Origin of the sequence: Paucisalibacillus globulus DSM 18846, from assembly GCF_000482485.1 — a bacterium.
Taxonomy (GTDB): Bacteria; Bacillota; Bacilli; order Bacillales; family Amphibacillaceae; genus Ornithinibacillus; species Ornithinibacillus globulus.
In genome coordinates, this window is record NZ_KI519436.1 from 204,167 (window position 1) to 217,437 (window position 13,271).

Genomic DNA, 13,271 nt, shown 5'->3' on the forward strand with positions numbered 1-13,271 from the left:
ATCTGAACTACACTCGTGAGCAATACTAGTAACAATATAAAATGAAGTAATAAAGGAGCAATAGCATGACAGAAAAAACGCAACCAAAAGTAAATGAAGGCGATACGATTGAAATTATGAATGGTGATCATAAAGGAAAGAAAGGTAAAGTTCTTATCGTCCGAGAAAACTCTGTGATTGTTGAGATTGGTCACAATAAAGTACGGGACGAACCGATAAAGACTGTGATTAACCATAAAAATTATAAGATTGTGTAGTTTGATAAAAACTGACTTTGTAAGGTAAGTTGTTCCGTATTAATGAAGAAAACTTGAAATTATAGTATAAATGTAGAGCTAGATCATATAGGATTTAGCTCTTAATTTTCTTGTTTCAACACCGTTTAATGACAATTGTTATTTTCCATCAACCAAACTACTTCTAAAGAATCAGACTATGTGCATACTAAACATAGATTAAATAAAGATAGCTATAAGGAACAAAACTTATTATAATAAAAGCATGACGAATAAAGAGGAGCTAAATACTATGTCTGAGAAAAAGAAGCTTAGTACCAGAGAAATTGTGCAACAGCAGCTGGAACGGAAAAAACAAGCACAAGCAAATAATATAAACACCACGCATGGCAAAGGGTCAGCAAAGAATATGCAAAGTCAACTTGCAAAGAAACCGAGTATGACACGCCGTAAAATGGGAAGTTAACAAAAATAGAGACATCAATTCAATGTTCAATTGAATTGATGTCTCTATTTTTGTTGTTATATCAATGATTTAATGGATGTAATGCGCTACAATCCTCGTTTTAAACAGTACTCATCTACTAATTCCTCTATTTTATTCTCTAAGGGGTACTTTCCAGAAAAGGTAAACTTTATCTCTTCCAGAAATTCTCCTTCTTGATATACATGTATTGCACCGTTTTGTTCAATCACACTGAATTCAGGTTCAAACCGATAACCACTGCGTTCTATCGCACCCAATTTCAACAACTCCTACAGATTTTATTGTTAGTATTTCACCATTTTGTTCATTTCAATTCATCTGGATTAAATTGGGGGAGTCTGTTGCTATGCAACATCAGTAAAATAGTACATATCATCAAAAAGAGGGAACGATGTATTAATGAACTGCCCCCTGTTAAGTAGACAGGGGGCAGTTCATAACTATCGTTCCCTTTCTTTTAGTTTTCTTTTAGTTCTTTAAAATAGCTTATATTTTTCTCAAAAGTAGGCACTGATTTTTCTTCTTCTGCTTTACTTACTAGTCGTACAACAAGATCATTATATGGTGTTGGAATACCTAGCTCTTTTCCTTTAGTTGCTACGACACCGTTAATAAAGTCAATCTCCGTTTTTCTTTGCTTTTCCAAATCTTGAAGCATGCTAGCTTTTAGTAATGCTTGTGGTTCGAAGGCTTTACGTGCAAATCCTACTGCCATCTGTAAATTGCTTCCATCCTCTGCAAGTTTAAAAATACCTAAATTAAATCCAGCAAGTTCAGAGAAAGTCACACCACTAGCTTCTCCAACACGAATGGTTTCATCTGCTAAACGAACGGCACTATAGACACCTACTTCGTCATGAATAACATCTCCAAATGTACATCCTAAAGCAGTAGACATACCGCTTAGTGCCACATTAACTAGGAGTTTAGACCATTTTGTTCCTACAAGGTTATCGGTAATATTAGTTCCACCAACTAGATCTAATACCTCTTTTATCGTTTGAATTCGATCAGTCATAGAACCGTCTAATTCGCCGATTTGAAAAGCGTTAGCTTGAAATGCTTCAGTAGCTGTTGTTAGCTCAGAAACACCCGGTTTTTTAAAAGTAGCGCCGAATTCAACGGAACCACCAATTACACGGTTCTGACCTAATATATGTACAAGACTTTCTTCTGGTACGCCATTTTGTAGGGATAAAACGACACTATCATCATGTAGATAGTTTTTAAGATTTGTAACGACTTCTTGGTTAAATACTTGTTTAGTAAGTAATAAAACCATATCATAGGTTCCGGACATTTCTTTAGGGGTGATTGCTTTGACAGGAATTGTCTCATCTATCGTACCCATAATGGTTGCACCGTATTCGTTTAAGGCTTGAACATGATCTTCATAGACATCGATTAGTTCTACCTTATCATTACCACGTGAGATAAGAGCACCAATTATAGTACCTAGTGATCCAGCCCCCATAATTCCAATTCTCATAATTAAAACCTCCAAATATTGTAAATGAAAGATAAGTTTGGTATCAATACAAAATTATACCCTTTTCCAAACAACTCATACAAATAAAACGACAAATTATATAATATTCGTTCAAAAAATCTTTAATTTGTCGATATAATAGTTATATACAAAATTTGGAAAGGGGATCCTTCATGAATCATCAAGATACGTACAATATACAAAGGGTTCATAAAGTGAATTTAATCTTATTAATCGCTACAGTCTTTCTTCTAGTTGTTCCAATAGTCATGGCAAGAGGCTTTAGTGATAGCGTAGGAATTATTATTGCAGGACTAGCAGTTCTTATTATTTCAATCATTAATTTTTTCATACCCATACCAGCATATATAAAGGGGTTTATTTTTGCGTTTATTCCAAGCGTAGTCGTTATTTTACTGTTTTATTTAGATGGATTTGCATTGAATAAGCATTACCTACTATTTCTTACAGTTGCCATGATTACGCTATATTTCAAAAAAGAGTTAATTTTAGTATTTGGGGTAGTACTAAATATTGCTTTAGTTGGGACATACTTTTTAAATCCAACAGAGCTATTAAGTATTGATAATAATCTTAAAGGTTTTATTACGATAATAGCTATAATAAATGGAATACTTGTGGCACTATACTTTTTAACAAAATGGGGTAGAGATTTAGTAGAGGATTCCTCTCGAAAAGAGCTTGAAACAAAGGAGTTACTTGATAAACTTCAAGAGACCTTCCAATCTATTGAATCGGGTACATTGAAATTAGATACAACAGTCGAACAATTTAATACTAATATCAAAACGATTAATGAATCTAGTAAGGTAGTATTAGAGTCTGTTCAACAAATGGCCGCTGCAATCCAAGACGAGGCAGAAAGTGTAAGTTTAGTAAATGAAACTATGGGGGCATCATTACAGAAAACTAATCACACAATGGAAATTTCTCAGGGTATTGTTAATAAATCGGAACAAACAAATGAAGAAGTACAAAATGGTTGGGAAAAGGTTGAATTAGCAACAAATCACATCCGTATAGTGAACGATGCTATTGGCACAACGACGATTACTGTTACAGACTTACAAGAAAGTCTTCTAAAAGTAAATTCATTGCTTGAGGGAATAAAGGATATTGCAGATCAAACGAATCTACTTGCATTAAATGCAGCGATAGAATCAGCTAGAGCAGGTGAGCATGGTAAAGGATTTGCGGTTGTTGCAGGTGAAGTTCGTAAATTAGCAGAACAAAGTGCTAATATTACGGTTAATATTACAGAAGTAACTAATAATCTTTTCGATAAATCACAGGAAGCTCAGGAAAAGTCATTAGCAGGTGAGCAGGCTGCTGCAGAAGGAATGAAACTACTGAATGAAGTAGCGGTCTTCTTTACGGAACTTAAAAACTCCTTTAGTGAAACGAATGATGGACTTTCAAAAGGAATGGGTGAGATTAACTCCGCCACGCATGATTTCAAAGGTATCCAAGTTCAACTTGAAAATGTGGCAAATATTTCTGAGGAAAATGCTTCTGCTACACAGGAGATCGTTTCTGCGTTGGAAAATGAACATGATTTAATTTCATCTATTAATCATGCTGTTACAGAGATTAGTGAACTAAGCAGAAATTTAAAGAAACAAGTAAATAAACAATAATATTATTCTCATAAACCACGCTTGGGCTTCATTTCAAGCGTGGTTTTTATTGGGTGATAATTAATGGTTATCAAAAGTGATACGAATTAAGTATTTTTACTTATACAAAGAAAGGACTATACTTATGGTAGGAGGTGTTAGGTATGGAGTATATGATTATTTTTTTTACGGGAATTATCTCCACAACGTTAGGAACCATTGCTGGTGGTGGTGGATTAATTAGTCTTCCAATGATGCTGCTCCTAGGAATTCCAATACACTCTGCGATTGGTGCGAATAAAGTATCGAATACCATTAGCTCTTTTTCTAGCTTTTTTCATTTGTTGAGGCAAAAGAAGATCGCAATGAAGGAGTGCTTCTGGATTATTCCGGTTAGCTTGATTGGCGGTATTAGTGGTGGTCTAGTTGCTTCCTTGATATCCGCAGAGTATCTTTATATCATTGCAATTATTCTTCTTATTTTTGCTTTCCTATCTTCCATGATTGGTAAACGGAATTTTACTGGGGGAAAAAAACTGGAACCAACGAAATTAAGTGTGCCAGGCCTCTATAGTATAGGAATTTATGATGGAATTTTCGGGCCAGGGCAGGGGACTTTGATGCTGTATCTATTTGCTTATTTAAAAGTTGACTATATACGAGCTGTTGGCTATACAAGACTAGCTACTTTTTCGAGTTGTATGGGTGCTGCCATCATGTATATCTCATCTGGAGTAATCATTTGGGGACTGACATTGACATTACTCTGTGGTTCAGTGATTGGTGCACAAATTGGTGTACGACTAGCTGAAAAATTAAAACCAGCCTATTTGAAGCCCATTTTGCGTATAGTTACCCTTGCAATAATTATCCAAGTGCTAGTGGAGAATATGTGATAATTGAAAGCCAGTTTGCTTACAAACTGGCTTTCATCATTTAATTTGTTGCATTATCATAGACTACTTTTCCATCGACCATAGTGAAAATAACGTTTGCTGTTTTAATTTCCTCTGGGGAAACAGTGAACAAATCACGGTCTAAGACTATTAAATCAGCAAGTTTTCCAGTTTCCAATGTCCCAAGTTCCTTCTCGCGAAAAGATCCGTAGGCAGGTCCAAACGTGTATGCTTTTAAAGCATCAGCTAAAGATATCGCCTCATCTTTACTCCAAACAACATTCTCATTATCAAGGCGGGTAACGGCACGGTAAATGGCAGATAATGGATTTAATCCAACAACAGGAAAATCACTACCATATACTAATGTAGCCCCAGTATCCATCAAAGTTTTTTGAAGCATATATAGCCGCATGCGTTCTTCACCAATTAAATTCTCGAAAACCTCAAAGGACGATCCATTAATATGCTCGGGCTGGATCGAAGCAAGCACTCCTAACTCTCCGAAACGGGAAATATCCTCCTGTTTAATCATTTCAATATGCTCAATGGAGTGTCTCGAGTCTCTTTTTCCATTTTGTTGTTGTGCCTCTTCAAAAGAATCAAGTGCAAGCTTTACTGCCTTATCACCAATACAGTGGAAACGAACACGGAAATTTTCTTTATCCGCTTCGATTGTCCACTTTTTAATGAGCTCTTCAGGAAATACCGTACCACCTGCTGTTTCCGGTTTATTTGTATAAGGTTCTTCTAAGTAGGCAGTATAGCTGGTAATTACGCCATCAATGAATTGCTTGAATCCAGTAAATTGCACCATATTGGAATGGTATGTATCACGAAGTTTTTTTGCTTCTGATACATCGCCGATTAAAGGAGCAACAAAATGTATGCGTGCAGTTAACTTGTCGTTTTTTTCAAAGTCTGCATAAATAGCAGCTTCTTCCGTACTCATTTCAGGAAGTCTCAGTAAATCATGGACGGAAGTTACACCAAACTGTGCAGCTTCTTGTAAAAACTGTTTCAATAACTGCTCTTTATGTTTTAATTCCATTGGCATTGCTTTTGTTACTAATCCAACAGCATGTTCTAATAACAGACCAGTAGGCTCACCAGTCATATCTTTTACGACTTCTCCAAATTCGGGGTTAGGAGTATTGTTGTTAACTCCTGCCAACTCTAGCATGGCAGAGTTTACCCAAACACTATGGAATTCCGCTTGATATAATATCACAGGACGTTCAGGAACAACTTGATCTAAAAAGGATTTATGAATACTAGAATTTGTCCAAGCATTATTATCCCATCCACTACCAATTATAATAGGAAGGTCAGAGTTTTCTAATGCGTATTCCCTAACTCTATTAGCAGCTTCTACTGCTGAGGTTGCATCTTGAAGCTGAACACTATTATTTAGCATGCTCCCTAACAAAAGGTGGATATGGAAGTCATGAAATCCGGGCATAATCAGTTTGTCCCCAAAGTCATAGAGTAAAGTGTTCTCGGTAATATACTGATTTGTTTGGTTTTTTTCTATTACTTCAATAATTTTATTTTGCCTAATTACAATCGCGGCAGATGTTGGGTGGTCGGCAGTTCCTGTGAAAACATTATTTCCTGTAATGATTATGTCAGGGGGTAGGGACATGAAATCTTTCTCCTTTTTAATGTTACTATTTTGTATATCATTTTATCCGATTGCAAAGACTTTTCCAATTCCTCTTTTGAAAAAACTTAATAAAGCGAAGGAATACTAGGTATACGAATTTTGTTATGTATCTGGATTCCTAATAACGTTTTCATTCTATATTTCGATCAAAATCTAAAAATCTACTACCTTGAAATGTTAGCGTTCCAAAGTCATTCTCGGCAAGAAGACCATATTCTTTTGCTGATAGACGAAATTCTTGTCTATCGCTGCTTTGAAATTCGAAGGTTGCGTAATACGTCGTGCTAGTATGTCCATGGTGGTCATCACCGTGATGATGATGACTTACATTTGTACGTTTACTTTTTACAGTAGCTGGTACAGATAATTGTGGGGATTGTTCATTTTTTTTCCACTCTGACATACCCCTGACTGCTCCGGTGATAAAAATGACCAAAATAATAATAAAAATAAGACCAAAAAGTATTGGGAATAAATCATCAAAAAAACTAAAACCTGCATCCATTGGGTAACTCATTTTTTTCAACCTCCCAAAAAAAGTTATATATAAAATACGGAAATTAAATGGAAAGGTTTCATTAGCAATTGAAAAATGTAATTAAAATTGGAATGGATAATAAAAAACAAACCAATTGGAGTATTCCTCTTGGTTTGTCTTATTTTTAATTTGTAATCGTTGTTAGAGATTTTACAACCATATCAACAAATATATTCAGAAATCGGTTATCACCTGTTAGTTCTGGATGGAATGAACTTACTAAAATATGCTCCTGTTTAGCAGCAACAATATGATTCTCATAGGTTGTCAGTATTTCGACATTTGCACCTGCCTTTGTAATATAAGGTGCACGAATGAAAATTGCAGGGTACTTTGTTTTCATACCTTTTACATCAAGCATTGCCTCGAAGCTTTCTTTTTGTCTGCCAAAAGCATTTCGTTTTACACAAATATCTATAAGATTGAGATGTGAGTCTGGTGATTCATGTAGCATATTTGCGACTAATACCATACCAGCACAAGTTCCGAATATAGGTTTCTTCTTAGAAGCAAATTGTTTTATGGGTTCATAGAATCCGTATCGATCAATAAGTTTTCTTATGACAGTACTTTCACCACCGGGAAGAATCAATCCATCAATATGATCCAATTGTTCTGGATGTTTAATAATGGCACTGTCATGGCCCAACGATTCAATTTGTTTTATATGCTCTTGGACTGCTCCTTGCAATCCAAGAACACCAATTGTTATTCTACGCATATTCATACAACCTTTCAGGTAACTCTAACACTCTACCAGCCACGTTCTTGCATTCTTTCTTCTTGACTGAGTTTGGAAATGTCAATCCCTTTCATAGGTGCTCCAAGTTCTTTGGATAGTTTTCCAATTAAATCATAATCATTGAAATAGGTTGTTGCTTGGACAATGGCACTTGCGAATTTTTCTGGGCTGTCTGATTTGAATATTCCCGAACCAACGAAGACGCCATCTGCACCTAGCTCCATCATTAAGGCAGCATCTGCGGGTGTTGCAACACCGCCAGCAGCAAAGTTTACCACTGGCAATCCTCCTGCAACTTTAATTTGCTTTAAGATTTCATATGGAGCTCCAAGAATTTTAGCCTCTGTCATAAGTTCATCATCACTCATCAAGGTTACTTTTCGTACCTGTGCTTGAACTTTACGCATATGACGCACGGCTTCTACTATGTTTCCTGTCCCAGGCTCACCTTTGGTTCGAAGCATGGAAGCACCTTCTCCAATACGTCTAGCTGCTTCACCTAAGTCTCTGCACCCACATACAAAAGGTACAGTGAAATCACTTTTTAAAAGATGAAATTCCTCATCAGCAGGAGTTAAGACTTCACTTTCGTCAATATAGTCTACGCCCATGGCTTCCAGTACTCGAGCTTCTACGATGTGACCAATCCGTGCTTTTGCCATAACTGGAATGGTAACAGCACGCATGACTTCTTCTACAATATGCGGGTCTGCCATTCTAGCAACTCCACCTGCCGCACGGATATCAGATGGTACTCGTTCCAATGCCATTACTGCAACGGCACCACTTGCTTCAGCAATTCTAGCTTGCTCTGCATTAACAACGTCCATAATAACGCCGCCCTTTTGCATTTGAGCCATTCCTCTTTTAACGATTTCAGTTCCTAGCACTTTTTCCAAATGAAACACTCCAATCGATTCAATATATTGATTAATACTAAAATTTTATCTTATTATATTAGGTAGTTGGCATTGTTGAAAGTGTCAGATTGATAGAGTGTGACAATGCCAGATAAGGAGATTTTAACTATGGAAATGTTGTCATGTAATCTTAATCGGGACAATGAAGTACCGTTGTATGAACAACTTTATAAATTTATAAAAAATGAAATTTTGGAAGGGCGAATTCCTTATGGGACAAAGCTGCCTTCGAAGCGGAAATTAGCTGAATTTCTAAAAATAAGCCAAAATACAGTTGAAACAACCTATGATCAATTAGTAGCTGAAGGCTATGTAGAAGGCATCGCGAGAAAAGGTTATTATGTATTAACTTATGAGGATTTGGAATATATCCAAGCGGCTAAACGACAGCAAAAGTCTTCTATGCCAAAGGAACGATTAATCCGATATGATTTTCACCCGAGCAGGATTGATACAGAAAATTTCCCGTTTGTTAAGTGGCGGAAATACGCAAAGAGCTTTATAGACCAGGAGCATCAATCCCTACTTTTAATGGGCCAAAGCCAGGGGGAATATGTGTTAAGAGAAGAAATTGCAAACTATCTCTATCAGGCTAGAGGTGTTCATTGTACAGCAGATGATATCGTTCTGGGAGCTGGAATAGAGATATTGTTACAGCAATTGATACTTTTATTGGGGCCAGAGGTAGCCTACGGAGTAGAGGATCCTGGTTATCATGTGATTTCTAGTATTCTAAAAAATTATCCCAATGAGGTTTGTCCGATTAAAGTAGATGATAGTGGTGCGCAAGTAGGTTCACTGGAACAATCAAAAATTGATGTCGTTTATGTAACACCATCACATCATTTTCCATATGGTTCTGTACTTTCTGCTAATAGACGAATTAAACTGTTAAATTGGGCAGCAAGTGGTGAAAATCGCTTTGTTATAGAAGATGATTATGATAGTGAATTTCGATATAGTGGAAAGTCAATTCCTTCATTGCAGAGTATGGATCATAGTGGAAAAGTCATTTATCTTGGTACGTTTTCAAAATCATTAATCCCTTCTATTCGGATCAGTTATATGGTGCTTCCAAAAGGATTGATGAAGAGATACCAAGAAGAGTTAACTTTCTTTCAGTGCTCTGTTTCTAGAATTGATCAGCATATTCTCGCACAGTTTATGAAACAAGGAGATTTTGAAAAGCACCTTAACCGTATGCGTAAAGTCTATCGAAGGAAAATGGAGAAGACAGTAGAATTATTAGTGCCACATCAGGAAAAATTAAAAGTGGTGGGAGATATATCAGGATTTCATATTGTCTTAGAGGTAAACAATACAATGAGTGAGAAGGATTTGGTTGAGAAAGCCAAAAATAACGATATGAGGGTTTACCCACTATCCGCTTATGCAATCGAAAAGCAATTCCATTCCCAACCGAGAATAATATTAGGATTTGCAGGAATACCAGAAGCAGAATTAGAACAAGCTATCAAGCTATTATTAGAAAGCTGGAACATATGACAGACAGGCATATAATGGTGGTGCCTTCTGAAATACGCTAAAGGCAACATCCATTCTAAAACATACTTGGATTATGCTTAATCATCGCGTCTGAAATGGAATCGGCCATTTTTTTACAGAAAAAGCTCAGTCTCCCGAGCCTTTTCTGTATTGTTTAAAGTGGTAGAAGAGTAAAAAAAGAGATTTACTTCCTGGTTAATCGACAAACTTTGACATAAATCGGGAAGTGACAGGCACCTCTAAACCAAATTCAGCAGGAGCTTTTTCAGTAATGGTGCAAAGTGTTCTGGTAGTTCTGCGACGCTTGGAATCATTAGGTGTTCTTTTCCGTATATGTTTTGCATGATGAGGTCTTCTCTTTCTTCTATTTCTCCGTTGGCTAGGAACATGCCGATTACGTCAATTCCTTTTTTACGTGCTTCCGTTACGGCAAGGTTTGTATCCACAATACCATTCTGATCATAATTTGCAGCTGCAGGTTGGCCATCGGAGAATACGAGTAGAAACTTATTCTTTTCTCTTCTTTCCTCAAGTTCCTTAGTCATTACTCGTATACTAAACCCATCTCGGTTATCTTCCTCAGGTTCCAACTGCATAATTTTTGGACCAGTTTGCTCGTAAAATGAATCAGTGAAGGAATGAATCCGATGGAAGTAATTTGGTTGATATTCTTCCTTAACCTCATTTGCATCTTCCCAAAAGCCAATAATGGAGTGGGGGATTTTCAAATAATTTAAAACCTCGTGAAAAAGAACAATACCTCGTTTAGTTTCATCCATTTTGTTATGCATGGAAGCGGAACAATCCACAAGCAATGTGAATACGGCATCGAATTCCTTGGAATCCTCATTTTTCTTATAAAAAACTCTAGGATTTTCATCGAAAACAATTGGTAACAGCTTTTTAGACAACCTTCCAAAAACAAGATCCTGTCTTGGTTGATTCTTTTTATGTTCCATGGTTTTCTCAATGGTCTTAGCAAGTTTTCGTTTATATGGTTCTATTTCTGCAACGAAGTTCTGATAGGCTTCTATATCCTCCAAAGTAGGATTAGTTGCTTCTTTATCAATCTTTTCAGCGTCCTTATTTTCTTCACCAAACTCATCGGATGAACTACCTTTACTAGAAGTTTCATCTTTCTCCAAAGCTTCCATTTCTGAGTAGTCATTTTGTTTACTTTGGCTAGATGCACCTTGAATGGAAGCCATTGCTTGATCTCCATCTTCTGTTTCACGTGCACCTCCTCCTAAAATGCTAGTTTTCGTTCCTTGTTCTAATTCGAATTGAAGGAAGTTTTGTTTGCGATTTTCATTTTTATTTTCGCGGTGCCAAGTGGAAAACTCTTGTTCAAAATATTCACTTTCATCTTGGTCAACCTCCTCGAAATCACAATTTGTAAGGGGATCGGTTCTAGTCAACTCATCAAATAAGGTATTTTTCTCGTAACGCTCGATATGACTGATTGGAAAAACAAAATACTCATTAAGTGTATCTTTGTAATCCGATAATCGAAACACAATTTGTTCAGCTATTCTTGCTGTATCCAAAGTACTTCCTGCTTCAAAAACTTGGAAAAGAAGCGGCTTTAAGTCTTCTAGCTGTTGAATTTGGTTAGCTGTTGCCTTTGGAAAAGATGGATCAGGATTATCAGCAGCAAGCTGTAAATAGATTAAACAAAAGAGTTCATCTAAAGGGAAATTTCGACTAGCATTAACAACTAACTGGGTTCCGAAATAATGCTGATAAGCTTGTCTTCTTATGGTAAAAGCTCTGACAGTTCCAGGGCGGTCGCGTTTTATAATTTCCTCTAGACGAAGATCTTCCAGTAACGCAAATAGCTGATAAGCAAATTTTGGTAATGAAGACTCCGTAATGTTTTCTATGAAAGCTTTCATTTCTGGTATAGTAGAATGCCTCAATGTGCCAAGTGCACGTAGATAAACATCTGTTTTAAGACCAGGTTCTTTAATGGTAGATTTGGTATTATCCCAAAAGCGGCTGGCAGTGAGTTTGTAATCAACGAGGTCTAAAAACGTCCCATAATTATATTCGAATTTTAAATCTACATCACCGGATAATACGGTGGCCAGGTCTTGAAGCTGTAGGAAGAGATTGGTATCGACCCTTGCATCATTAAAGACATGCATTCTTAAATTCTCCTAACTAAAATAAGTTTCCGCTAAGTTCTTTACAAACTCTTTTTCTCGTTCTTCATCAAGCTTATCAACAATGGAACGAAGAATAGCACGTTTTGGTGGGATAAGTACACTTAAATCACAAGCATCAAGTAACGCACGAATAGATGCTGCATCCTCAGAAAGTTTACCTTGTGTTACAGCTTGGATTAAGTCTGATGATAATTTTACAAATAGATTAATCATTGTTTCATCCGTTAATTTTGTATTGGATTGAATTAATTGCTTTAACTGATTGCCTTCTATATAAGGAATCTCCAGTACAATAAAGCGGTTTTTCAGTGCTTCATTTAACGGGACTGTTCCAATATAACCCTCATTAATCGCAGCGATTACCCCGAAGCCTTCCGTTGCTGTTATCACGTCATTGGTAAATGGATTTGTAATGGTTCTTCTGTAATCTAGCACACCATTTATTAATGGTAATGTCTCTGGCTTTGCCATATTTACCTCATCAATGTATAGAAAGGTTCCATGTGTCATTGCACTCACGACTGGCCCCGGGACAAATTCGATTACTTGTTTCTCTCCTTGATAGGACAATGTTTTGAAACCGAGTAAGCTTTCTGCATCTAAATCAACTGAACAGTTTACGCTAAACATAGGTTGGCTGAATAAGTTAGACAATGTTTCAGCAAACTTTGTTTTCCCTGCTCCAGTAGGACCTTTTAGTAAAATATTTTTTCCCATGCTTAAAGCAGTAATGGCATCTATTAGTAAATCTATGCTAGGTGGCATGTAGCCTCCCGTACGAATAAGCTCTTGAAATTTATTAGAGTCATTTCTTTTCTGCCTTAAAAGTTCACTAATTTCATTGGGTAATGAATAGTTTATATTCATGATGTATCACACTCCTCCAAACATTGTAAGCTTTTTTTAAGCTAATCACAAAGGGTATGTTTTTAATAGAAAAATTTTGGGGAAGGATAGTTTAAGATAGCAATTTATTCCTGTTTTGT

Annotated in this window: 13 protein-coding genes; 5 read left to right on the forward strand and 8 right to left on the reverse strand. The window is 36.4% G+C overall.

Going from position 1 to position 13,271, the window contains the following annotated elements; translation table 11 throughout:
- Positions 1-65 precede the first annotated feature (65 nt).
- Complete coding sequence (locus K332_RS0114780) at positions 66-257, forward strand: DUF2187 family protein (RefSeq protein WP_026908160.1); 192 nt, start codon at positions 66-68, stop codon at positions 255-257.
- A 271-nt stretch (positions 258-528) separates the two neighbouring features.
- Entirely contained in the window at positions 529-702 is a 174-nt protein-coding gene (locus K332_RS24235; RefSeq protein WP_211237422.1) for a hypothetical protein, read from the forward strand.
- Between the two features lie 86 nt (positions 703-788).
- On the opposite strand, the gene K332_RS0114790 is transcribed toward K332_RS24235, so the two are convergent.
- A complete protein-coding gene (locus tag K332_RS0114790) occupies positions 789-980 on the reverse strand; it encodes a YbxH family protein (protein ID WP_026908162.1) in 192 nt (63 codons plus the stop codon).
- A 200-nt stretch (positions 981-1,180) separates the two neighbouring features.
- Positions 1,181-2,212, reverse strand: coding sequence for a ketopantoate reductase family protein (locus K332_RS0114795; RefSeq protein ID WP_026908163.1), 1,032 nt, complete (start codon positions 2,210-2,212; stop codon positions 1,181-1,183).
- A 173-nt stretch (positions 2,213-2,385) separates the two neighbouring features.
- Between K332_RS0114795 and K332_RS0114800 the strand changes: the two genes are divergently transcribed.
- Together K332_RS0114800 and K332_RS0114805 are read left to right on the forward strand one after the other, a co-directional pair.
- Complete coding sequence (locus K332_RS0114800) at positions 2,386-3,870, forward strand: methyl-accepting chemotaxis protein (protein WP_026908164.1); 1,485 nt, start codon at positions 2,386-2,388, stop codon at positions 3,868-3,870.
- 143 nt (positions 3,871-4,013) lie between these two features.
- Positions 4,014-4,745 carry a sulfite exporter TauE/SafE family protein gene (locus tag K332_RS0114805; protein WP_026908165.1) on the forward strand — a complete coding sequence of 244 codons (732 nt, stop codon included), beginning with the start codon at positions 4,014-4,016 and terminating at the stop codon, positions 4,743-4,745.
- 40 nt (positions 4,746-4,785) lie between these two features.
- Here the strand turns inward: K332_RS0114805 and K332_RS0114810 are convergent, their stop codons facing one another.
- From K332_RS0114810 to pdxS, 4 genes are all read right to left on the reverse strand, one after another.
- Positions 4,786-6,390 (reverse strand): amidohydrolase, encoded by a 1,605-nt coding sequence (locus K332_RS0114810; protein ID WP_026908166.1) that lies wholly within the window; start codon positions 6,388-6,390, stop codon positions 4,786-4,788.
- Between the two features lie 151 nt (positions 6,391-6,541).
- The gene (locus K332_RS0114820) at positions 6,542-6,928 is read right to left on the reverse strand and encodes a DUF2500 domain-containing protein (protein WP_026908167.1); all 387 of its coding nucleotides are present in this window, start codon (positions 6,926-6,928) and stop codon (positions 6,542-6,544) included.
- 145 nt (positions 6,929-7,073) lie between these two features.
- Entirely contained in the window at positions 7,074-7,670 is a 597-nt protein-coding gene (gene pdxT / locus K332_RS0114825) for a pyridoxal 5'-phosphate synthase glutaminase subunit PdxT (protein ID WP_036689046.1), read from the reverse strand.
- 32 nt (positions 7,671-7,702) lie between these two features.
- Positions 7,703-8,590, reverse strand: coding sequence for a pyridoxal 5'-phosphate synthase lyase subunit PdxS (gene pdxS / locus K332_RS0114830; RefSeq protein WP_026908169.1), 888 nt, complete (start codon positions 8,588-8,590; stop codon positions 7,703-7,705).
- A 129-nt stretch (positions 8,591-8,719) separates the two neighbouring features.
- Between pdxS and pdxR the strand changes: the two genes are divergently transcribed.
- On the forward strand, positions 8,720-10,117 hold the full coding sequence (gene pdxR, locus K332_RS0114835; protein ID WP_026908170.1) for a MocR-like pyridoxine biosynthesis transcription factor PdxR: 1,398 nt from the start codon (positions 8,720-8,722) through the stop codon (positions 10,115-10,117).
- 239 nt (positions 10,118-10,356) lie between these two features.
- Here pdxR and K332_RS0114840 read toward each other — a convergent pair whose 3' ends face one another.
- Positions 10,357-12,264, reverse strand: coding sequence for a vWA domain-containing protein (locus tag K332_RS0114840; RefSeq protein WP_026908171.1), 1,908 nt, complete (start codon positions 12,262-12,264; stop codon positions 10,357-10,359).
- Between the two features lie 12 nt (positions 12,265-12,276).
- Positions 12,277-13,152 carry an AAA family ATPase gene (locus K332_RS0114845; RefSeq protein WP_026908172.1) on the reverse strand — a complete coding sequence of 292 codons (876 nt, stop codon included), beginning with the start codon at positions 13,150-13,152 and terminating at the stop codon, positions 12,277-12,279.
- Positions 13,153-13,271: the final 119 nt, after the last annotated feature.

Excerpts from the sequence above, each read along its gene's own strand:
- K332_RS0114780 (WP_026908160.1), top strand. The coding sequence starts at position 66 with ATGACAGAAAAAACGCAACCAAAAGTAAATGAAGGCGATACGATTGAA.
- K332_RS24235 (WP_211237422.1), top strand. The coding sequence starts at position 529 with ATGTCTGAGAAAAAGAAGCTTAGTACCAGAGAAATTGTGCAACAGCAG.
- K332_RS0114795 (WP_026908163.1), bottom strand. The coding sequence starts at position 2,212 with ATGAGAATTGGAATTATGGGGGCTGGATCACTAGGTACTATAATTGGT.
- K332_RS0114800 (WP_026908164.1), top strand. The coding sequence starts at position 2,386 with ATGAATCATCAAGATACGTACAATATACAAAGGGTTCATAAAGTGAAT.
- K332_RS0114805 (WP_026908165.1), top strand. The coding sequence starts at position 4,014 with ATGGAGTATATGATTATTTTTTTTACGGGAATTATCTCCACAACGTTA.
- K332_RS0114810 (WP_026908166.1), bottom strand. The coding sequence starts at position 6,390 with ATGTCCCTACCCCCTGACATAATCATTACAGGAAATAATGTTTTCACA.
- K332_RS0114820 (WP_026908167.1), bottom strand. The coding sequence starts at position 6,928 with ATGAGTTACCCAATGGATGCAGGTTTTAGTTTTTTTGATGATTTATTC.
- pdxT (WP_036689046.1), bottom strand. The coding sequence starts at position 7,670 with ATGCGTAGAATAACAATTGGTGTTCTTGGATTGCAAGGAGCAGTCCAA.
- pdxR (WP_026908170.1), top strand. The coding sequence starts at position 8,720 with ATGGAAATGTTGTCATGTAATCTTAATCGGGACAATGAAGTACCGTTG.
- K332_RS0114840 (WP_026908171.1), bottom strand. The coding sequence starts at position 12,264 with ATGCATGTCTTTAATGATGCAAGGGTCGATACCAATCTCTTCCTACAG.
- K332_RS0114845 (WP_026908172.1), bottom strand. The coding sequence starts at position 13,152 with ATGAATATAAACTATTCATTACCCAATGAAATTAGTGAACTTTTAAGG.